A 21802-nucleotide genomic window follows, 5' to 3' on the forward strand; every position below is an offset into this window, starting at 1 on the left:
GTGCCACAACGCGTCCGGGCAGTACTTCTCCACGTCGCTCACACCAGCTCAACGAATGACCTTGCACTCCAACAACCCCAAACGACACACGGTCTAAGGGTCACCGCCGGCCGCCCGCTACGCCCGACGGTCAGGAGCGGCTGGCCGGCCAGATCCGGCGGGCGGGCCGGCCGTCGGCCGCGGGCAGCGGGCGGGTCGACTCCCACAACCGCCGCCACTCGGCGGCCTGCGGCCCGGTGGTGGAGGCGACCGCGGCGGCTGGCGGGGTACGCAGCGACTGGTACCAGCCGACCTCCTCCTCCACCCAGAGACGACCGATGGCGGCGGACATGCGCTCGTGGAAAGCCCGTGCCCCCTCGCCCTCGCGGGGCCACAGCGGCCGGCCGTAGCGCACCACCACCGTGCGCCGGCCGGGCACCGGCCAGTTCCGGCCGCGCGGCATGGCACCGAACGTGCCCCGCAGCGCGACCGGCACCGCCGGCACGTTGTGTGTGCAGCACAGGTGCGCGGCGCCCAGCCGCATCCCGCTCATCCAACCGTCGGTGGACCGACTGCTCTCCGGGAAGAGCAGCAGGCTCCAGCCGTCGCCGAGCAGCTTGGTGGCGAGGCTGCGCAGCCGCCGATCGCCCTGACGCTCGATCGGGAACGCGTTGAACACCAGCGACGTCACGACGGCGCGCCAACGCGCGTCGAAGAAGTAGTCGGCCGCCGCGCCGACGGCCAGCCGCCGCGCGAAGCGGCGCGGCACCGAGCCGAGGATCAGCGGCGTGTCCAGGTGACTCGCGTGGTTGGAGACGAAGACGGCGGGGCCCTGCAACCCGTCCAGGTATTCCGTGCCGCGGACGACCGGGTGGGTCTGGGTCCAGGCAATCGACCTGAGCACGCCCCGCTGCAGGCCGAAGCGGACCGCCCCCGCCGCCCGGGTGCGGGCCCAGGCGGTGGGGAACTCGGAACGCTCGCGGCGGACCTCGTACGGCTCGGCGGAGCGCGGGGTGGTGGCCCGGCCACGCCAGTCGCGGCGCCCGCGCAGCAGCCTCACCTCGTCGATCAGGCGCACATCGCCTCCCGGGTCATCGGACGTCCGCCAACGTCACCGGCGGGGCGTGCAGGTAGGTGATGCTCGGGCTCGACCCGACGGTGTCGCGTGCCATCTCCAGCGCGTCGGCGAGCGAGGAGGCCGCCCGGAAGCCCATCACCGCCGCCGTCTTCCGGTCGGCGCCAACGAAGATCACGTCGCCCAGGTGCTCCATCGCGTGCGCACCCCAATACCACATGTAGAACGGGTGCACGCCGTGGTACGCGTAGCTGGTCCGGTACAGGTGCCGGTACCAGGGGTCCTGCGCGTACTGCTGCTCGTACTTCGCCTCGATCGCCGCCGGGTCGGTGGTCTGCGGCAGGACCTCCTCGAAGAAGTCGATGTAGCTGGGGTGGTGCACCGGGTGGAACTCCTTCGGCATCGGGTGGTAGAAGATGCCGACTCCACCGCGCCGCACGATGGGCTGGTTGCGGTAGAGGTTGAAGAAGTAGCCCAGGCCCAGCGACATCACCAGGATCGGATTCATGATCGAGTTGACGTTGTACGGGCAGATGAAGGGCAGGCCCCAGACGCCGATGTCACTCTGACCCTGCACCTCGGTGAGCTGCTGACGGTGCACGTTGGCGAGGGTGAGCGGGTGGACCGAGTCCGGACGGCCCGCGTTGACCCCGGTCACCCCGTACGGCGCGTCGTTGTTCTGCCAGACGCGCCGGCGCAGCTTGGGCGGCGTCAGGTCGTTGGCCCGTTTGGCAGCCAGGTAGGAGAGCTGGTCACCGATCCCCCACTCCCACTCCCGGCGGTTGAGGAAGCCGACGTGGTTGGGGAACGAGTCGAGGTTGAGCGTGGTCTCGACCGTGAAGACCTTGACCGCCTCGCCCAGCACCTCGGCCATCCGGTCGTACGAGTGGTGCATGGCCGAGTTCGGCGGGTCGTTGAAGGACCGCGAGTGGCGCAGCGTGTGGACGTTGTGGTGGTGGCGCAGACTCTTGTAGGAGCCGAGCCCAACGGTGACCGACTTGCTGCCACCGCTCATCGCCGTGAGGTTGATGTTGGCGTACACGATGAGATCGCTCTCGGCCGCCCGCCGATTGATCTCCACGTCCTCGCCGTGCGGGGTGGTGCCGAGGTGGACCAGACCGTCCGGGTCCTCGGCGTCATGGTTGCGCAGGTGCTTGGGGAAGAACGCCCGGAAGACCCGCTCACCGACGATCCGCTTCAGCTCGGCCGGCGTCATCCGCCGGTGCAGCGAGTTCGCCGCGATCAGCTCGACGTCGTCCACGCCCGCCTCGGCGGCGAGTTCCAGCACGTTCTCGATCACCCGCTGCCGGATGTCCGGCGGGCGCATCTGCGGCAACGGGAGCGACAGGTCGTCGAAGACGATCGTCAGTCGCATCCCGGGGCGGAGCAGGTCGGGCAGCGGCGGGGAATCCACCGGATGCAGCAGCGCACGCTGGATGGCGGCGTCGACGTTGGCGATGGGCGGAAGCGAGTCCGGCGGGTACACCACCCGCGTGCCGAGCGGGAACCGCTCGAGGAGGAAGCCCTCCCCCTGGTGTACGAGCAGCGGCGGCGTACGCTCGTCGACCTCGAGCACGAAGCCAGGTCTGCTCATGAATTGTCCTCTCGTCGTTCCGGCTCGTGCGGGTGTGTCCGGCTGGTGGATCAGTTGCGGCTGGGGTCGAAGGCGACCTTGACGGCGCCCAACTGCCCAGCCTTGGCGGCATGACCGAGCGCCTCCCGCCAGCGCGACAGGGGGTAGACCGCGTCGACGTAGCCGTCCAGGGGCGCCTCGGCGGCCAGCGCCATCGCCTCGGCGAACGTGCCGCCTGCGGGCTCGCCGGCCCCCTGCTCGTCGGCCGCGCCCTCAGCGGTGGTGGTCCCGGTGGCCGGGCGACCGCTGGAGGCGTACGACCCCACGAGGTTCAGCTCCCGGAACCACACGGGCGTCAGGTCCACGCCGCCGGAGGGCATCCCGGAGAGCAGCACCGTGCCACCCGCCCGGACCAGCCGCAGCGCCATGTCCAGACCGGCCCCGGCACCGGTGCACTCGAACGCGACATCCGCCCCGCCGAGGAGGAAGTCACCGCCGATCATCGGCTGCTCCAGCGTGCCGCCACAGGCGCGGCGCACCGCCCGAGCCGCGCGGGACGGCTGGAACACCTCGGTGGCACCGAGCTCGCGCGCCCGAGCGTGCTGGTGCGCGTGCTTGGCGACCACGTAGATCGGGCCCGCCTTGGTCAGGGCGCGCAGCGCCAGCAGGGTCAGCAGGCCGACCGTGCCGGCGCCGAGGATCAGCACCGCCGACCCCTCCGGCACCTGCGCCCGGCGCACCGAGTGCACCGCGCAGGACAGCGGCTCGACGAGCACCGCGCGGCGGTCGTCCAACGTGTCCGGTACGGCGTGCAGCTGGGCGGCGTGGGCGACCATCTGCCGACCCCAGCCACCGCCGGTGTCGGTGCAGTAGCCGGTCTGCAGGCCGGCGGAGACGCGGCCGGCGGTGACCCGGTCGCACCGGCTGTGCTGCCCGGCGACGCACCAGCGACAGGGCTCTCCACCGCGCACCGCGCAGGACAGCACCGGGTCGACCACCACACGACTGCCCTTGGGCAGGCCGGGCAGGTCGTCCAGGGTCTCCGCGACCACCTCGTGCCCGGGCACGAACGGCATCGACACGACGGCGCCGAAGTACGGCGAGGAGCGGCCCGTCAGCAGGCTGACGTCCGAGCCGCAGATGCCCGACAGCAGCGGTCGCAGGCGGACCCAATCACCACCGGAGGGCAGGCTGGGCTCGGCCCGGTGTACCAGGCGGAGCGGCGCCACGTTGCTGGCCAGCACGCCGGACATCCGACCGCCGAGCTTCGTGGAGCTGGCGCCACGGGCGGCGAGGAAGCGAGGAGTCGACTGGCGGTACTCCAGGGCCGGCATCATCGGGCCGCTCCCCGCGCGCCGGGGCCGGCAGCCGAGGTGGTCAGCTCGACCATGGTCTCGACGGCCCCCACCGTGTGACCGCCCCACTCCTCGATGCGCCAGTTCTGACGCTTGGCATGGCGGTACAGCTTGGGATCGGGGTTGACTGCCACCGGGTTGCCCACCCCCTCAAGAAGTGATCGGTCGGAGAAGCTGTCGCCGTACGCGTAGGAGTTGCCCAGGTCCGCGCCGATGTCGTCGGCGTGGTGGCGGAGCCAGGCCAGCCGGGCCTCGCCCACCAGGGGCGGCGAGGCCAGGAAGCCGGTCAGGACGCCGTCGCGTACGTGTAGGCGGCTCGCGACCACGTCGTCGAAGAGCGGCCGCAGCGATTCGATGAGGATGTCCGCGGTACCGGTGATCAGGATGGTGCGGTGACCGGCCGCCCGGTGCGCGCGAATCTGCCGGATCGCCTCCGGCAACGCCCGGCGCAGCAACGCGTCACCCATCCGCTCCCGGATCAGCTCGCGCAGGGCCTCCTCGGAGGCACCGGCGTACCGCCGCATGAAGGTCCGGATGAACTCGCCGCGACTGCGCTGCTCGGCGCGCAGGTAGCGCGGCGCGGCGCCGGCGAGCGCGGCGAACTCCCGGGCCCAGCCGCCCTTCGGCCGGTCGGAGAGGCGGGCCCACAGGAAGGTCTCGATGAGGTTGGACGCCACCACCGTGCCCTCCAGGTCGAAGACCGCCACGGTGTCGCGGCCCTCGGGCAGCGGCCCGCGCCGGGTGGAGCGGGAACGCCGCGTCACCGACTGCCGCAGCAGCGCGGTGATGGCCGGGCAGTGCACCTCCTGGAGGTAGTGCGGCCAGTCCACCTCGGCGACGTCGAAGCTGCCCCGGCTGACCACCTCGTCGGGCAACTGGCGGTGCAGCGCCAGCACGTTGCCATCGGTGTAGATGGCCTCGACCTCGGTGTAGACGCCGTACAGGTCGGACAGCCGGCGCAGCGACTCGATCCGCTTGGTCTCCTTGTGCACCTTCGTCATCCAGTCGCGGGTGCGCGGTGACGCCGGAAGCCGCAGCAACGTCCGTTCGGCGAACGAGACGGCGCGCTCGCCGGCACGCAGCCTGCGCTCGATCTGGCTCGCGCCGGGAAAGCGCCACGTCGGCACGGCGATGTGGCCACGACCGGCCTCGGGCAGCGGGTGACGACGGAAGTAGTTGCGGATGTTCTCGTCGAGCTGGCGCTGGGTGAGCGGGTTCCGTGCGCCGGTGCCGACGTGGTAGTAGACCGGCGCGGCGGGCTCCGGCTCGACGGCCGCGACCGCCAGCAGGGCGTTGGTGACGAGGTCGATGGGGACGATGTCCACCACCGCGTCGGGCAGGCCCGGGAAGTCCGGAAGTGTGCCGCGCCCGTACGACAGGATGATCGGATCCACCATCTTGAAGGAGTCGAACCACCCGGGGAACGGATGACGCAGAGCGCTCTGCACGATCGCCGGGCGCACCACGGAGAGGCGCAATCCCTCGTCGCGAGCGTACTGCTCGGCGACCCGCTCCCCCAGGGCCTTGGTGAACGTGTAGACGTCCGGCCAGCCGACGCTGTGCGCCCGCAGCCGGCCGTAGTCGACCAGACGCTCGGTCACCTTGCGACGCCGCGCCTCCTCGGCGGCTCGCGCCGTCGCCTGCGGGCCCGCCTTGCCGTGCTCGGCGCGGGCCTCGGCCAACAGCGCGCGCAGCGCCTCGGGGCGGCGGGAAGCGCGCTCCACCTCGGCGCGGGCGGCCAGCGCGGCGGTCAGCTCGGCCTGCCAGTCGACGTCGTGGTCGAGTGGGGCCTCGGGCACCACACCCTTGCGGGCGCCGGCCACGTACGCCGTGGAGACGTGGACCACGTGCGGACGTCGCGGCAGCGCGACCACCGCGTCGTAGAGGTTGACCAGGCCACCGACGTTGACCTGGAACGCGTCGTCGATCGGCGGGTCGAAGGACACGGTGGACGCACAGTGCAGGACGGCGGTCAGGTCGTCGGGCAGCGCCGGAACCGAGTCGGTGAGGTCACCCTCGACAACGCTGACCCGCTCGGCCAGCAACTGCGCGAGCGCCGGTCCGCCGATCCGGCGACGCAGTGTGCGGAACACCGGCTTGCGCACCAACCCGGCGACGCGGTCGGCGCCCGACGTCGCGCCGCGCCCGCGCACCAGGACCGTCACCCGGGTGTTGGGATGGTCGGCGAGCAGCCGCTCCAGCGATGCCTGCCCCAGGAACCCGGTGACACCGGTGAGCAGGACGTGAGCACCGTCGAGAGACCAGTTCGGCGTGGCGGGTCGGTCACCCGGGTTGTAATTCACCAGATGAGGATAGCGTCATTCGGGCCGCGCGTCAGCCCACCGATTCGGAGAAAAACCGCGCCCTCCGTCAGCGCCAGCGATCCGGATCGTCGAGCAGCTCGTTCATCGATCCGGAGCGGAACGCCTCCACGGTGAGCGGCACGTCGGGAAACCCGGCCGCGCGGATCGCCGCCGCGAGCCGCTGGTCGGAACGGGCCCGCTCCACGACGGGCGCGTCGACCTCGAGACGGACGCCGTCGCCCAGGTCACGGACCCGCAGGTCGACCACCCCGTGCGGGTCCAACACACGGTGCGCGGCCAGCTCGGCCAGCTCCACCCGGGCCAGTCGGGCCGGCGAGATGGGCACGCCGTACGCGATGCGGCTGGCCAGGCAGGCTGCTGCCGGCTTGGCGGCCGTGTCGAGCTCCCAGAGCCCGGCTATCGCGCGTACCGCCGGTTTGTCCAACCCGAGGTCCGCCAGCGGCGTGCGGGCCGCACGTTCGGCGGCCGCGGCGATCCCGGGGCGGAAGCCGGCCGCCACGTCCGAGGCGTTGGTGCCGGTCACCACTGTCGCGAAGCCGAGCCGGTCGGCCAGCTCGCGCACCGTGTCGATGAGCGTGCTCTTGCAGAAGTAGCAGCGGCGGGGGCCGTTCTCGCGGTAACCCTCGACCTCCAACTCGCGCGTGCCGAGCACGTGGTGCGCCACGCCGAGCCGGGCGCAGAAGTCGCGGGCGGCGGTCACCTCCGCGGCGGGCACCGCGGCCGAAACCGCCGTCACCGCAGCGACATCGGCCGGCACCAGGGCCCGCACCGCCGCCGCCAGGGCGACGCTCGAGTCCACGCCACCGGAGAAAGCGACGAGCGTCTTGCCGTATCGTGTGAATTCCGCGACGAGCTGATCCGCGGCCCCCCAGGCCCATTCATCAGGTCTCACGGCTCGACAGTACTGGAAGGAGCGTGAGGTGTCCGCACCGGAATTCATCGACCTAGGATTCGCACGGATGGACGTGGACCGTCTGTCGCGCACCGGCGACCCCGAGGTGGTGTACGGCGCGGGCAAAACCCCTGAACAGGTGACCGGAGCGATGCACGCGTTACGCGTCGCCCACCCGGACACGCCGATCCTCGCCACCCGGCTCGCCGACGCCGCGATGGCCCGGTGTGTCGACGAGTTCGGCGCCGACGCGGTGGACCCGGTGAGCCGTACCGCGGTCGTGGGCCCGGCCCGGACACCCGTGGGCACGGTCGCCATCGCCTGCGGCGGCACGAGCGACCTGCCGGTCGCCCGCGAGTGCGCGGCCACCGTCGCCGTCTTCGGCGCCCGAGCGGACCTCGTGGTGGACGTGGGTGTGGCCGGCCTGCACCGACTGCTGGCCGAGCGGGACCGCATCGCCCGCGCCGACGTGGTGGTGGCCATCGCCGGGATGGAGGCCGCGCTGCCCTCGGTCCTCGGTGGACTCGTCGGCAGCCCGCTCATCGCGGTGCCCACCAGCGTCGGTTACGGCTGGCACCTCGACGGCCTCACGGCGTGGCTCGCCATGCTGAACTCGTGCGCGCCGGGCGTGCTGACCGTCAACGTGGACAACGGCTTCGGCGCCGGCGTCGCCGCCGCCAGGATCGCCCGCCGCACGCCGAGCTGCGCAGACGCGAATGGCTGAGCCGCGGACGATGGCCGAGGAGAGCACGACGACCGCACCGGCGACCGCCCTGTGGGTCGACCCCAGCAACGGCGCGGCCGGCGACATGCTGCTCGCGGCGCTGCTGGACGCGGGCGCGAGCCTGTCCGTCGTGGAGCAGGGCGTGGCGCGACTCGCGGTCGAGCCGGTGGCACTGAAGCTGGAGAGCGTACGCCGGCACGGCCTGCGCGCCGCCCATCTGATCGTCACCGCGCCCGACAGCGGCACCCACCGCGACCTGGCCGCGGTGACCGCCATCATCACCCGCGCCGCACTCCCGCCGGCGGTGCACGCGTTCGCCGTCGCCGCCTTCACCACGTTGGCCCGAGCCGAGGCGCGGGTGCACGGCGTACCCCTGGCGGACATCCACTTCCACGAGGTCGGCGCCCTCGACGCGGTGGTCGACCTGGTCGGTTGCGCCCTCGCGCTCGCCGACCTGGGGCTGCTCGACGCGCCAACCCGGGTCGTCGGTCCGGTCGCCGTGGGCTCCGGTGTGGTCCGCACCGACCACGGCCCGATGCCGGTGCCCGTGCCGGCCGTCCTGGAGATCCTCACCGCGGCGGGTGCCCCCATCGCCGCCCACCCGGCCACGATGGAGCTGTGCACGCCGTCGGGCGCCGCGCTGCTCGCCACCCTCGCCACCGGTTGGGGGCCGCCGCAGGCGCTGGTGCCCCACGCGGTCGGCGTCGGCGCCGGCACCAGGGACCCGGCCGGCCACCCGAACATCCTGCGCGTGCTGGTGGGCACGTCCGCCAGTCGGGATTCCGACGGCACGCCCTGGCAGGGCGAGCCGCTGCACCGGATCGACACGACAATCGACGACGTGGACCCGCGGGTCTGGCCGGACCTGCTGGAGCAGTTGCGGGCCGTGGGCGCGGCGGACGCCTGGTGCACTCCGGTGCTGATGCGCAAGGGGCGGCCGGGGCAACTGCTCAGCGTCCTGGTCGCACCGGCGCAGCTCGACCTGGTCTGCCGGCTGGTGTTCACCCGCACGGGCACGCTCGGCGTGCGGGTGTCCACCGTGCAGCGTCGCCGGCTGCGCCGCGACCAGATCGCCCTGCCGTACGGCGACACGGCCGTACGGGTCAAGCGCGGTTACCTGGGTGACCACCTGGTCAGTGTCCAGCCGGAGTACGACGACGCCCTGGCGGTCGCGCAGCGCGCGGACGTACCGGTCGCCCGGGTCCTGGACGAGGTACGCGCGGTGGCCCGCACCGCCGGCCCGTCTCCGGAGGCCGGCGCGCTCCCGGAGTCGGGGACCGCATGATCTGCCTCATGCCGCACTGCGGCTTCCTGTCCGCCACCTCCCGCATGCTGGAGATCTACCGGGCGCTCCGCCAACGCGGGGTGACCGCCCGCATCGCGACGCACGGCGGCACCTACGAGCACGTGCTCCGCGACGTCGGCGTCCCGTACGACATCGTCGGTGAGCGCATGACGCCACAGCGGTGCGAGCGGTTCATCCGCGACGAGATCGGCATGGGGTACGTCGGTCAGAGCATGTACACCGACCGGGAGATGCGCGACTACGTCACCGCGGAGACCGAATACTTCCGTCGACACGACATCCGGACGGTGGTCACCGGCTTCACCCTGACCACCCTGCTGTCCACCCGGCTGGCCGGCGCGTCGCTGGTCACCGAGCACGCCGGCAGTTGGGTGCCGCCGCTGTTCGAACGCGGGATGCTGCCGGCCCCCAGCCAGGCTCACTTCGGCCTGCTGCCGGCGTCGGCGCTGCGGTGGATGTCGAACTCCCTGCCACCCCGGGTCGGCTTCTACTGCGGCGGGTTCAACCGGCTGGCCGCCGACCTGGGCGTTCCGCGCGTGCCCAGCCTCGCCGCGCTCGTCCTCGGCGACCTGGCGCTCATACCGGAGGTGCCGGAGGTGCTGGGGGTGTCCGCGACGGACGTGGCCGACTGGCGGCCGAACGGCCGTTCCGGTTACCGCGCCAGCACGCGGCTGCGCTGCGTCGGGCCGCTCTACGCTCGACTGGACCTGCCGCTGCCGGAGCGGGTCGCCCGTTTCCTCGCCGAGCCCGGCCCGGTCGTCTACGTGGCGGTCAACTCGGCCGAGGTCGGCTTCGTGCGGCGCGTGGTGACGACCATCGCCGCGCTGCCGGTGCGCGTGCTGGTCGCCGGCACCCACCACGACCTGCACGACATGGCCGGCGACCGGGTCATGGTCGGCGGCGTGCTGCCGAGCCACCTGATCATGCCGGAGGTGGACCTGGCGGTCACCGCCGGCGGTCAGGGCAGCGTGCAGACAGCGATGGCCGGCGGCACACCGGTACTCGGATTCCCGCTCCAACCGGAGCAGGACCTGAACCTCGCGCTGCTGGAACGGATCGGCGCGGCGCGGCTGCTGGCCCCGAGGCACGTGGGCGCGAGGCTGGCCCCGCTCGTCGCGGAGATGCTGGCCGACCGGTCCTACCGCGAGGCGGCCCAGCAGGTCCAGCGCTGGTACGAGGCCACCGACGGGCCGGCGAACGCGGCCGACGCCATCCTGGCACTGCACGACGCCGACGAGGCCGACACGATCGGCCCCGCCGGCGTCCCGGGTTGATCCCGCTGGGTCGACCCGCTACGCGGCCGGTGGAGCGCCCGTCCCCGCCGGCCGTACGACCGGGCCGGTCGACCACTGCTCCTCGTGGTCGGCCTTGCGAAGGAGTTCGTCGGCGCTGTGCGCCACCCGGGACATCGCCAGCCGCAGCAGCGGAGGCGCCATCATCGACGTGACGATCGCGACGAGCGCGATGATGGTGAAGGTCGCGATGTCCAGGACACCGAGCCGCAGTCCCACCATGGCCACGACGATCTCGACGACGCCCCGCGCGTTCATGCCGGCGCCGACGGCCAGGGACTCCCAGTGGCCGAGCCGACTGGACCGCGCACCGAGGTAGGCGCCCGTGAACTTGCCGAGGATCGCCGCCGCCAGCACGACGATCGCGGCGATGGCCACGTCGCGGTCGAGCAGCACGCCGAGGTCCATCCGCAGTCCGGCGGAGGCCAGGAAGATCGGTGCCAGCACGGTGAGCACGATGGTGCGCAGCGGTGCCAGCACCGCCCGCCGCTCCCGGACCGCGTGCCCGACGAGGATGCCGGCGACGAACGCCCCGAACACCGCCTCCATGTGCAGGGACTGGGTGATCGCCGCGCCGGCGAGGACGATGATCACGGCCGTGACGATTGTCGGTCCGGTCTCCGTGGAGCGGCCGGCGAGGCGCAACGCGCCGCGTACCAGCGGCCGGCCGACGACGATCGCGGCGACCACGAACGCCACCAGCAGCAGCAGCGACAGCGCGACCTGGTTGGCGCGTACACCGACGGTCGCCATGGCCGACACGACCGACAACAGGAACCAGCCCACGGCGTCGTCGACCATGCCGGATGTCATGATCAGCTGGCCGACGTCGCGGTGGATGAGCTTCATGTCCGCCAGCGTCTTGGCGATCACGGGAATCGCCGTCACGCACATGGCGACGGCGAGGAACAGCGCGAACACCGGGCGCTCGGTGGTGTCCGGTATCAGGACGGCCGGGGCCAGATAACCGATCAGGATGCCGAAGCCGATCGGGATGGCCAGGCCGCCCAGGCTGATCCGAACGGCCGACGTGCCGCGGCGGCGGACGATCCGGGTGTCCAACTCGATACCGGCCACCCCCACCAGCAGCAGAACGCCGATCTGGGCGACCGCGTCCAGCAGGTGCATCTGCGCCGGGTCGGCGGGAAACAGCCAGTCGTGGACCGCCGGAACGGCGTGGCCGAGCAGCGACGGCCCGAGCACCACGCCGGCCATCAGCTCGCCGACGATCGGGGGCAGCCCGAACCGCGCCACCAACCGGCCCAGACCGAGGCCGAGCAGGAGCAGGGACGCGATCTGGACGAGCAGGATCACGACCTGTCCGCCAGCCAGCGGCATGATGGGTGCGTTCATACCGGCCTCACCTCCGAGATCAGGGCCGCCAGTCGGTCGAGCCCCTGCTCGATCTGCGGTGGCTGCAGAAGGCTGACCGACAGGCGGAGTTGATGACGTCCGCCCCCGTCGGCGTAGAAGTGGTGCATGGGTGTCCACAACACACCGAAGTCGCGGGCGGAGCGCTCCAGGAGCGCGTCGTCCACCACGAACGGCACCGTCACGACGACGAAGAAGCCGCCACCGGGGGTGTTCCAGGAGACGCCGGCACCCTGCCCGAAGCGCGCGGCCAGGCCGTCCAGCACGTGCCGCAGATTGCGCCGGTACGCCTGGGCCTCGCGCTCGTTGGCGCGTACGAGACTGCAGTCGTGCTCCAGCAACTTGCCGGCGATGACCGCCTGCGCCAGCGGTGAGGTGTTGACGGTCACCATGCTCTTGATCTTAGATAGCTCGTCCGCCAGCAGGCCCGTTCCCCCGGGCCCGGCCACCGGCTGGTCGGCGACCACGTAACCCACCCGGGCGCCGGGCATGCCGGTCTTGGCGAACGAGCCGAGATAGACGACACGACACTCGTCGTCCATGGCCTTGAGCGTGGCCGGGCGCTCGCCGCCCGCGTGGAACAGCCCGTACGGGTTGTCCTCGATGATCAGCAGGTCGTGTTCGGCGGCCGCGCGGAGCACCGCGACCCGGGTGTCGGTGTCCAGGCTCGCCCCGGCCGGATTGGCGAAGTCGGGCACCAGGTACAGCGCGCGAGGGCGCTGTCCCGCCGCCCGGGCGGAGCGCACCACCCGGGCGAGGTCGGCCAGATCGATGCCCCACGAACCGTCCCGCACCGGCAACGTGGTCATGTCGACGAGCGACGCGGCCCCCCGAATTCCCACGTAGTTGGGCGAGACCGCCAGCAGCACGTCACGCGGATCGGTGCGCAACGCCCGCACGACGAGGAACATCCCCTCCTGCGCGCCCACCGTCACCACGACGGCCTCCGGGTCGACGTCCATCCCCTCGTCGACCGACAGGTTGGTGGCCACCAGGTCGTGCACGATGCCCTTGGTCCGCCCGTACTGCAGCAGGACGCGGTTGACCTGACGCTCACCCATGCCGTGCTCGTCGCGCAGGTGGTCGCAGTAGCGGCGCAGATAGCGATGCACCGCCTCCACCTCGAAGAACTCCTCGTACGGCCGGCCCGCCGCGAAGGACACCGCGTCCGGGAACCGGCCGGCGATCTCGTTGAGGAAGGTCATCGAGTCGAGCACCGGATCGGCCAACGAACCGTGCAGGTCGGCCAGCGCGATCGGCGCGCGGGCCCCCACGGTGGTCGTCGCCGACACGCCCGTCACGGCGACCACCCCGCGAGGGTGTCACCGGACGCTCGGCCCCGCACCGTCGACCCGGAACCGCTGGCGGCCACCGTGGTGCCGTGGCCCAGCGCCCGCAGGTCGGCGCAGCCCATCATCGCCATCGCATCCTCCAACTCGGTCCGCAGCAACGACAGCACCCGGCGGGCGCCGGCCCGGCCACCCACGGCCAGCCCCCAGAGCGCGGGCCGGCCCACCAGCACGGCGGATGCGCCGAGGGCCAGCGCCCGTGCCACGTCCACACCGCTACGGACGCCGCTGTCCACCAGGACCGCGCACCGGTCGGCCACGGCCGCCACCACCGGCTCCAGCGCCGCGATGCTGGGCACCGCGCCGTCGAGCTGACGGCCACCGTGGTTGGACACCACGACCCCGTCGACTCCCAGGTCCGCCGCACGCACCGCGTCGTCCGGATGCAGGACACCCTTCACGACGATCGGCAGACGCGTCCGTCGACGCAGCCAGTCCAGGTCCCGCCAGGACAGCTTCGGGTCGAACGCGAGACCGGTGTGCACCATCAGCGCCGAACTGTGCGCGCTGCCGGAGTGCGCGGCCGCGCCGACGGCCGGCGGCAGGTTGGCGGCCACCACGTCGTCGGGCAGCGTGAAGCCGGATCGCATGTCCCGCAGGCGGCGGCCCATCCGCGGCACGTCGACAGTCAGCATGAGAGCCCGGCAACCAGCGGCCTCGGCCCTGGTCACCAGGTCGGCGACCAACCCGCGGTCGCGCAACCAGTAGAGCTGCATCCAGACCGCCGCCTGGGTGGCGGCGATCCGCTCGATCGGCTCGCTGCTGAGCATGCTGGCCACGAACACCGCGCCCTCGTCCCGGGCCGCCTCGGCGAGCGCCACCTCGCCGTCCGGATGCAGGAGCCGCTGGTAGGCCATCGGCGCCACCCCGACAGGCAGACCCATCGGGGTGCCCAGCAACTCCGTGCCGAGGTCGTAGGCGTCCGTGCCCGCCAGCACCCGCGGCACCAGGTGCACGCGGTCGAACGCGTCCCGGTTGTCCCGCAACGTCGACTCGGTGCCGCTGCCCCCGGCCACGTAGTCCCAGACCGGCTCGGCCAGCACCCGCCGCGCCGCCACCGCCACGTCGTCGAGGCAGAGCAGGGCGGCCAGGTCGGTTGCCCGATCCGCGATGGTGGTCACAGGACGTCGTGGGTCTTGGTCCGCTCCGCCTCGACCGCCTCGTACAGCGCCCGGATGTTTCCGCTGCCGAAGGTGCGCGCACCCAGCCGCTCGATGACCTCGAAGAAGAACGTCCGGCGCGGATGGGTGGACCTGGCGAAGATCTGGAACAGCTGCCCGTCGTGGTCCTCGTCGACGAGGATGTTGCGGGACCGCAGCTGGTCCACGTCGTACCTGGCGAGATCGAGTCGCTGGCCGAGCAGGTCGTAGTACGTCTCCGGCGTCCGCAGGAATTCCACGCCGCGATCGGTCAGCGCCGAGATCGCCGAGACGATGTCGGTGGAGCACATCGCCACGTGCTGCACGCCGGGGCCACCGTGCCCCTTGAGGAAGTCGTCGATCTGGCCGGCGGCCGCGGAGGCGTCCGGCTCGATGAGCGTGAGCGTGACCAGCCGGGACGGGCTCTGCACCACCTTGGAGAACATCGCCTGGCTGCCGACCAGGATGTGCTCCTCGAAGGTCACGTCGAAATCCAGCACCGTGCGGTAGAAATCCACCGTCGGGTCGAGGGTGCCCGCCTCGAGACAGACGGCGAGGTGGTCGACCACACCCAGTCCCGGCGTCGGGCCCGCCTCCGGCAGGTGACCGCCCGGAAGACCGGGAGTCAGGCCGGGCAGTACCAGCCCGGCCGACTCCTCGGGTGGTTGGACGAACGTGTGCGTCACGTCGCCGAAGCCGCCGACGGTGGCCGTGACGAACCCGTCGCGCACGGCCGGTTCGGCCACCGCCCGCGCGCCGCGGGACACCGCGACCTCGAACGCCGCCCTCGCGTCCGGGGTACGCATCGCCAGGTCGGCGACGCCGTCGCCGTGCTGTTGCACGTACAGGCTGGCCGGGTGCGCGTCAACGAGCCCTTCGGTGACCACGAGAACTGTCGAACCCTGCCGCAGCGCCACCGACACGTGGTCCTCGACGCTGCGCGAGCCGACGACGGCGAAGCCGTACTGTGCGGCGAGCTCGCGTGCCGCCCAGACCGCGTCGGTCACGTGGAATTCGACGTGGTGCACGGCCAGGTCACTGAACACACTGCTGCCCACGCTCACTGATGTCCCCCTACCGGGGCCGCACGGCCCCCCTTGTGAATCAGAAGATGGGAGCCGCCGTCGGAGCCGACAGCTCACCGAGATACGGATGCCAGAGATGTTCGGGGTCCTGCTCGACGGCCCGGATGGTGTTCCGCATCTCGACGAGCGCCTTGGGCTCGGCCTCGTCGTACATGTTGCCCTGCAACATCTTCAGCACGTCGAGTCGATACCGCGGGTCCTGGACGAACGCGGTGAACAGGATGTTGAGCCGGTAGTAGACCGAGATGAACTCGTACCAGTTGCGTACGCCGCGCCGCAGCAGCATCTCGTAGGTGGCGAACCGCTCGCGCTTGAAGTCGCCCGCCTCGGCCGCCGCGATGATGTCGTTGCAGGCCAACCGGGCGCTGTTGAGGGCGATGCTGACGCCGGTGGAGAAGATGGGATCGACGAAGCGGGCCGCGTCGCCGATCATGACGAAGTTGTCCCCGCAGATCTGCTTCATCGCGTAGCTGTAGTCGCCCTCGGCCTTGAACGGCCGCACCTGCTCCGAGCTGCGCAGGGCCGCCTCCAGCTCGGGCCGGCTGCCCACGCACTCCCAGAAGAACGCTTCGAGATCCTCCCGGGCCGCCTCGGCGAACCGGCTCTTCTGCGTGACGACGCCGATCGACGTGATCGTCTCGGTGATGGGGATCTGCCACACCCAGGTGTCGGTAAGCGGCAGGAAGTGGATGAAGATGAAGTCGGACTTCGACTGCTCCGCCGACAACGCCTGCCGATCGAAGCCGTCGAACCAGGTGTGGATCGCGTACTGGTTGAAGACCGAGTCGGCCACCTTCACCTTGAGCTGGCTGCCCAGGGTGGTGCTCCGGCCGCTGGCGTCGACCACCATCCGCACCGACACCTCGCGCTGCCCCTCGTCGGAGCGCGTGTGGATGACGGGATGCTCGCCGTCGAAGTCGACGCGGTTGACCCGTACGCCGTGGTGGACCTCCGCGCCGAGACTCGCCGCGTTCTCCAGCAGGATCTGGTCGAACTTGCCCCGGTCGACGTGGAAGGTGTAATCGCGGTCGACGCCGGCCTGGTCCCGCTCGTTGAACATGACCTCCGCGAGCCGGAAGTCGTGGGTGAGATTGGAGAAGCCCATGTGGCTCACGGGCCGCGACTCGGCCGACGTCCACGCCGCGCCGAACTTGCGGGGGAAGCCGGCTGCCTCGACGGCGGCCATCGCCCCGGTCTCCAACAGCACCGGCGTGGTCGCCGGTACCAACGACTCACCCACGTGTTCGCGGGGGAAGTGCGCGCTCTCGAAGACCACGACGGACAGCCCCGCCTTGGCCAGGTAGGCGGCGGCGGTCGACCCGGCGGGCCCGCCTCCGATGATGCCGATGTCCCACTCTGCTGGTTTGGTGTTCATGGCGCCTCCTCGGCAGGCCTGTCAGGCGCGGGGCAACGACAGGATCAGGTCGGTGATGGTGTCGAGACTGCGGAAGTGTCGTCCCGTGATGTGCGAGGGCGGCACGTCGACGTCGAGCTCCGCCCGGACGAACGCGATGAGCCGAGCCGTGTTCAGCGAGTTCAGGACGCCCCACTCCAGCAGAGGCGAGTCGGGGCGCAGGTCGACTCCGGTGACCCCCTCGTCCTGGTCGCCGATCAGCTCGTGGCGCACGTACACCATCAGTTGGCCGAGTATCTCGTCGCGTTGGTCTGTCGGCACAAACCCCTCCCAGGTCGCCGGACGTGGTCTCCCCGTTGAGCTGTCACCCGGGAGGCCGCGACATCCGGCGGCCCTTCCCCCTCTGATGACATCCCTACTCGGTGAATTCTAGAAGCCCGGACGGGTTCGTCAAGGGGGATGCTGTGCAAGGATCGACGCCAGCCACTGGCACGACGATGGTCGTGCCAGTTCAGCGCGGGCGGATCAGGCCAGGACGCCGGTGAGGTAGGTCTGGATCGCCTTGCCCGTGCCCGCGGCCAGCGCGGCGGCGGTGAGCTCGGCGATCGCCGGCACGCGGAAGACGTACCGGGTGGTGGCGAGACCGATCAGATGCGAGCCGACCATGGCGGCGCGCAGCTCCGGCTGGGTGTGACCCAGCGCCTGGGTCAGCGGCAGGATCACCTGGTCGCCGAGGAAGTTGCGGACGGCGTCCGCCGCCATGTCGTTGGCCGTCATCGACCGCAGGATGCCGCCGAGCCGCGCCGCCGTGTCCGGCTCGTCCCAGTGGCTGAAGAACAGCTCGACCGTGCGCCGGCCAACCTGGCCGCGCGGGCCCTTCATCACCCGCTCCACCAGGTCAGGCGGCTGCAGGGCGCCACGCACCGCCGCCTCGAACAGGCCCTCCTTGGTGAGGAAGAAGTGGTGCACCAGCGCGCTGTCCACCCCCGCCTCCTGGGCGATGGTACGCACCGTGGTGCCCTCGTAGCCGCGCTCGGCAAACTGGCCACGAGCGATCTCGAGGATGAGCTGATGGCTCACCGTCGGCCCGACACGTCGCCCCGTCCGTCGTCGTGGAGCACCGTTCGGGGACACCTCCGCGCCCACAAGTTCACCTTTCCCAGTTCATCGCATGCCCTATTCATCGTATGGGGGCAAAGGACATAGTATCGCCATCCTAGGTGCGGAAATACGGAGGATCTGCGGCGAGGCAACCACAACAGTACGTAACGATGCCTTGACACGGTGCCCCGCACTCGCCGTAGCATGGCGCAGTGCTACGAACACGGGCGGTTGTCGGGAGTCTTGTCTTCTTTTGCGCCGCACCGGGCGTGGTCGCGGGCCTCGGTCCATGGTGGATATCGGACTGGGAGGTCGAAACACCGTTCGCCTTCTACCAGCCGGTGCGAGTCCTCGGCGCACTGATGCTGGTTGCCGCGGTGGCGTTTCTTCTTCAGTCGTTCGTGCGGTTCGTCGTGGAGGGCCTGGGCACTCCGGCCCCGGTGGCGCCGACCGAGCATCTGGTGATCGGCGGGCCCTACCGGTTCGTCCGCAACCCGATGTACGTCGCGGTGGTGACGGCCATCCTCGGCCAGGCGCTGATCTTCGGCCAGGCCGCGCTGCTGTGGTACGGGTTGGCCATCGCCCTCATCCAGGCCGCGTTCGTCCGGTTCTACGAGGAACCCGGCCTGCGCCGACGGTACGGCTCCGAGTACGACACCTACCGCGCCGCGGTTCCGGCGTGGATTCCCCGGCTACGCCCATGGCAGGGTGCCAGCTCACCGCAGATGTGACCCGATCAGCGGACCACCCGAGGTGCGGCCGGTCCACCGAGCCGCCGACCCGCGAAGGGAGTGCGATGCCGTCGTCCCCGAGGGCTGTCCACCCCCCGCCGCACGACGGGGGGGCGACCAGCCCTTCTAGGACACCCGCTCCCGGGTCGGCAACTCCGCCTGCGTCACGGATGCCTGGCAACTGGCGGTCAACACCGGTAGCCGACCGGAGACCTCTGCGATCAACTCGCCTCGCAAGAGGTCGTCCCCGGCCGGTTCCCCCCAGATGATGAGCCGGCAGTTCACCTGCTCCGCGCGCACCGACGCCGAGGCCGTCCAGATGATGGGCATGCGGTGTCGTGCCGCTCCCAACAATTCCACTGTGACGAACTCGGGTGCCGTCTTGTCAGTGCCATCGCACTGCTCGAAGCCGACGTGCGCCGTAATCTCACCACTGCCCAGGTAACTCAATTGAAACATTACGCGATACTCGCGCCCACCTACATCCGCCGGTAATAATCCCGCTGTCAATAACAGCCCTTCCGGCTCGTAGAAGAGTACCTGGACATCCGTAACGGCTAGCGCTGATGCTTTCATATCCCTGGTGGCCCCATCCCCCATTAGCGTACCGCCAGTTCATCGATGGATGTTATCCTGTCGAGGACCTCGCTGTCCCCCCCTAATTGGGTAGGCCATGGCGCGGCACGGTCGGGTTGCGGACCGTTCCGGCCGGAACAGGTCTCATCGGGCATGGCGCGCCGAGGCCGATGTGTCGTACACGAATCCGAGCACGGCAATCGGCTGCGGCACGACAGTCTCGTTGACGTGGGACAACGCGATATCGAGCCCGACGTGCCGCGCACATCACACCCCGGCGACGCCGCCCGGACGCGCCCCGACCGTGCCGCCACACCTCTCGCGCGGCACCCGGATTCGTCCTTCGTACGGCCTGCCAGTATTCCGACACCGGGTGCCGGCGGCCCACCCCCGGACCGCTCGACACGACGCCGACACCCGCCCAAGCCGCCATCCGGCCTCGACGGGCGCCCGCGTCCCGGCCACGCCGGCGCCGCGCCTGTGGCCCACCGCCCGCTGATCGCTCAATTCGCCGCAGGCACCACCCTCAACGGGCGCGGCCGAGGCCCCGACCATGGGGGTCGGGGCCTCGATCCGGTAGGACCACTCAGGTCGGGGCGCCCGCGGCGAGGACCTCTTCCTCCTCCTCGACGGCGTGACCGTGCCCCTGTGTGCGCAGGTGCGGAATGAACAGCGCGATCAGCGCGCCCGCGGCGAGCGCACAGGCAGCCACCAGGTGGGCCTCCTGCAGACCGTTGACGAACGTGGCCACCGACTCGTAGCCGCCGTTCGCGCCGAGGATCGCGCCGCCCACCGAAACACCCATCACGGTGCCGGTCTGGCGGATCGCGTTGGAGACACCGGAGGCGACGCCCTCCAGCTCGGCAGGCGCGAAGCCGAAGGCCAACCGACCGATCGGCGCGAGGAAGATGCCCAGGCCGAGCCCGGTGATCACGAACGGCACCACCAGCTTCGAGTACGTCAGGTCGTCGACGACCGAGCCGATCCAGCCCACGCCGATCGCCTGCATCGTCAGGCCCAGGATCACCAGCGGCTTGCCGCCGATCTTGTCGGTCAGGATGCCGGAGATCGGGGCCGCGATCATCGGCATGGCCGTCCACGGCAACGTGCGCAGGCCGGCCTCCAGTGGCGAGTAGCCAAGGATGCTCTGCAGGTACTGGGTACCGAGGAAGACGGCCCCGAAGACACCGAACGGCATGATGATCGTCGCCACCATGGTGAGGCTGAAGCCTCGGCTACGGAACAACGACAGCGGCACCATCGGCGTACGCGCCCGCGACTGCCAGAAGATGAACACGAGCACGAGGATTCCGCCGACGATGAACCCCGCCAGGACGGAAGGGCTGTCCCAGCCGGCGCTGTTGCCCCGCACGAGGCTGGACACGATGCCGAGCATGCCGGCGGTGATCAGGACGACGCCCACCGGGTCCAGGCGACCGTAGCCGCCGCGGCTCTCGCGGACGCGCGTCATCACCGGCAACAGCAGCAGACCGATGGGCACGTTCACCCAGAAGATCCACTGCCACGACCAGGCTTCGGTCACCGCACCGCCGATGACCGGCCCGAGGGCGATACCGAGACCCACCATCGCGCCCCACAACCCGAACGCGTGGCCGCGCTGGCGTGCCGGCACCACGCTGGCCAACAGGGTGAGGGTGAGCGGGAGGACGACAGCGGCACCCAGGCCCTGCACCGCACGTGCGGCGATCAGGAATTCGATGTTGTCGGCGAGGCCCGCCAGCGCAGACGCGAGGGTGAAGACCAGCAACGCGATAGTGAAGATCTTCCGTCGACCGAAGCGGTCACCGAGCGCCGCGCCGGTCAACAGAAAGACGGCGAATGTGAGCGTGTAGGCGTTGACGATCCATTCAAGATCTTCAAGGCTCGCGCTGAGCTCGGTCCGGATGACCGGTAGCGTCGTCGTGACGACGAGGGTGTCGATCGCGACCATGAACACCGCGACCAGGGCCGCTATCCATGTCCATACGGTGCTGTGGGTCGCTGGTTGGTTCTTGTCCACTCTGTTTCCCTACTCGAGATGGATTGGCTGGGAAGGATCGCTGGGGCGCTGCCCGTTGCGCTCCTCTCGTCGGTAATGGGGTTGAGCGACCCGGACGTACGTCCCGCGCCAATACCCCAGCGGGAATCGGTCCGGCGTCGTCGCGCCGCCGACGAGGCGGCCGAGCACGATGACGTGGTCACCGGCGGCGATCACGTCGTGCAGCGCGCACTCGGTGAAGGCGACGGTGGGTTCCAGCCGCGGCATGCCGGCAACGTCGCCGGGACGCCAGGCCACGTTCGCGAACTTGTCGCTGTTGTAGCTGGCGAACAGGTCGGAGACCTCGTGGCCGTCCGCGTCGAGGAAGTTGACGGCGAATCCGCCGGTCTCCCGGATGGCGTCCAGGGTGGAACTCACCTGCCGCACGCAGAACAGCAGCAGCGGTGGGTTCTTGGAGACGCTGCACACCGACGACGAGGTCAGGCCGTGCGGCCGACCGGACGCGTCGAGCGCGGTCACCACGCTGACGCCGCTGGCCAGCGAGCCCATGATCGCTAGGAACGCACTCGGCTCCACG

19 protein-coding genes are annotated in these 21802 nt (G+C 70.9%); 4 read left to right on the plus strand and 15 right to left on the minus strand.

Features of this window, described 5'->3' with window-relative positions; all coding sequences use genetic code 11:
• Positions 1–130: 130 nt before the first annotated feature.
• From ACGFH9_RS22525 to larE, 5 genes are all read right to left on the minus strand, one after another.
• Positions 131–1057: a lysophospholipid acyltransferase family protein gene (locus tag ACGFH9_RS22525; RefSeq protein WP_393222445.1), complete on the minus strand. Its 927-nt coding sequence runs from the start codon at positions 1055–1057 to the stop codon at positions 131–133.
• Between the two features lie 13 nt (positions 1058–1070).
• Positions 1071–2648 carry a lactate racemase domain-containing protein gene (locus tag ACGFH9_RS22530; RefSeq protein WP_355236300.1) on the minus strand — a complete coding sequence of 526 codons (1578 nt, stop codon included), beginning with the start codon at positions 2646–2648 and terminating at the stop codon, positions 1071–1073.
• Between the two features lie 50 nt (positions 2649–2698).
• Positions 2699–3964 carry a zinc-binding dehydrogenase gene (locus ACGFH9_RS22535; protein WP_393222448.1) on the minus strand — a complete coding sequence of 422 codons (1266 nt, stop codon included), beginning with the start codon at positions 3962–3964 and terminating at the stop codon, positions 2699–2701.
• The gene (locus ACGFH9_RS22540) at positions 3961–6285 is read right to left on the minus strand and encodes an HAD-IB family hydrolase (protein ID WP_393222451.1); all 2325 of its coding nucleotides are present in this window, start codon (positions 6283–6285) and stop codon (positions 3961–3963) included. The genes ACGFH9_RS22535 and ACGFH9_RS22540 overlap by 4 nt, the downstream gene beginning before the upstream one ends.
• Positions 6286–6352: 67 nt before the next feature.
• Positions 6353–7198, minus strand: coding sequence for an ATP-dependent sacrificial sulfur transferase LarE (gene larE / locus ACGFH9_RS22545; RefSeq protein WP_393222453.1), 846 nt, complete (start codon positions 7196–7198; stop codon positions 6353–6355).
• Between the two features lie 28 nt (positions 7199–7226).
• Here larE and larB point away from each other — a divergent pair, with 28 nt between their 5' ends.
• The 3 genes from larB to ACGFH9_RS22560 are packed head-to-tail and all read left to right on the plus strand — an operon-like array spanning position 7227 to position 10502.
• Complete coding sequence (gene larB, locus ACGFH9_RS22550; RefSeq protein ID WP_393222456.1) at positions 7227–7922, plus strand: nickel pincer cofactor biosynthesis protein LarB; 696 nt, start codon at positions 7227–7229, stop codon at positions 7920–7922.
• Entirely contained in the window at positions 7915–9207 is a 1293-nt protein-coding gene (larC, locus tag ACGFH9_RS22555; protein WP_393222459.1) for a nickel pincer cofactor biosynthesis protein LarC, read from the plus strand. The genes larB and larC overlap by 8 nt, the downstream gene beginning before the upstream one ends.
• A gap of 8 nt (positions 9208–9215) precedes the next feature.
• Positions 9216–10502, plus strand: a complete 1287-nt coding sequence (locus ACGFH9_RS22560; RefSeq protein ID WP_393222462.1) for a glycosyltransferase — start codon at positions 9216–9218, stop codon at positions 10500–10502.
• A gap of 18 nt (positions 10503–10520) precedes the next feature.
• Here ACGFH9_RS22560 and ACGFH9_RS22565 read toward each other — a convergent pair whose 3' ends face one another.
• From ACGFH9_RS22565 to ACGFH9_RS22595, 7 genes are all read right to left on the minus strand, one after another.
• On the minus strand, positions 10521–11873 hold the full coding sequence (locus tag ACGFH9_RS22565; protein WP_393222464.1) for a cation:proton antiporter: 1353 nt from the start codon (positions 11871–11873) through the stop codon (positions 10521–10523).
• A complete protein-coding gene (locus ACGFH9_RS22570; RefSeq protein WP_393222467.1) occupies positions 11870–13201 on the minus strand; it encodes a PLP-dependent aminotransferase family protein in 1332 nt (443 codons plus the stop codon). The genes ACGFH9_RS22565 and ACGFH9_RS22570 overlap by 4 nt, the downstream gene beginning before the upstream one ends.
• Positions 13189–14352, minus strand: coding sequence for an alpha-hydroxy acid oxidase (locus ACGFH9_RS22575; protein ID WP_393222599.1), 1164 nt, complete (start codon positions 14350–14352; stop codon positions 13189–13191). Before ACGFH9_RS22575 ends, ACGFH9_RS22570 begins: the two co-directional genes overlap by 13 nt.
• Positions 14353–14357: 5 nt before the next feature.
• Positions 14358–15437, minus strand: coding sequence for a 4-hydroxyphenylpyruvate dioxygenase (gene hppD / locus ACGFH9_RS22580; RefSeq protein WP_393222469.1), 1080 nt, complete (start codon positions 15435–15437; stop codon positions 14358–14360).
• 46 nt (positions 15438–15483) lie between these two features.
• On the minus strand, positions 15484–16839 hold the full coding sequence (locus ACGFH9_RS22585; protein ID WP_355236273.1) for an NAD(P)/FAD-dependent oxidoreductase: 1356 nt from the start codon (positions 16837–16839) through the stop codon (positions 15484–15486).
• A 21-nt stretch (positions 16840–16860) separates the two neighbouring features.
• Positions 16861–17139, minus strand: a complete 279-nt coding sequence (locus ACGFH9_RS22590; RefSeq protein ID WP_355236270.1) for a phosphopantetheine-binding protein — start codon at positions 17137–17139, stop codon at positions 16861–16863.
• Positions 17140–17343: 204 nt separating this feature from the next.
• Positions 17344–17898, minus strand: a complete 555-nt coding sequence (locus ACGFH9_RS22595; RefSeq protein ID WP_393222472.1) for a TetR family transcriptional regulator — start codon at positions 17896–17898, stop codon at positions 17344–17346.
• Between the two features lie 362 nt (positions 17899–18260).
• On the opposite strand from ACGFH9_RS22595, the gene ACGFH9_RS22600 reads away from it, so the two are divergent.
• Positions 18261–18650, plus strand: a complete 390-nt coding sequence (locus ACGFH9_RS22600) for a methyltransferase family protein (protein WP_393222475.1) — start codon at positions 18261–18263, stop codon at positions 18648–18650.
• Positions 18651–18776: 126 nt separating this feature from the next.
• On the opposite strand, the gene ACGFH9_RS22605 is transcribed toward ACGFH9_RS22600, so the two are convergent.
• The 3 genes from ACGFH9_RS22605 to ACGFH9_RS22615 form a co-directional block, all read right to left on the minus strand.
• Positions 18777–18980, minus strand: a complete 204-nt coding sequence (locus ACGFH9_RS22605) for a hypothetical protein (protein ID WP_355236262.1) — start codon at positions 18978–18980, stop codon at positions 18777–18779.
• A gap of 832 nt (positions 18981–19812) precedes the next feature.
• Positions 19813–21246, minus strand: a complete 1434-nt coding sequence (locus tag ACGFH9_RS22610) for a DHA2 family efflux MFS transporter permease subunit (RefSeq protein ID WP_393222477.1) — start codon at positions 21244–21246, stop codon at positions 19813–19815.
• A 9-nt stretch (positions 21247–21255) separates the two neighbouring features.
• Positions 21256–21801 carry a flavin reductase family protein gene (locus ACGFH9_RS22615; RefSeq protein ID WP_355236256.1) on the minus strand — a complete coding sequence of 182 codons (546 nt, stop codon included), beginning with the start codon at positions 21799–21801 and terminating at the stop codon, positions 21256–21258.
• Position 21802 lies beyond the last annotated feature (1 nt).

This window comes from Micromonospora sp. NPDC049102, assembly GCF_043197485.1.
In the GTDB taxonomy this organism is placed as follows: Bacteria; Actinomycetota; Actinomycetes; order Mycobacteriales; family Micromonosporaceae; genus Micromonospora.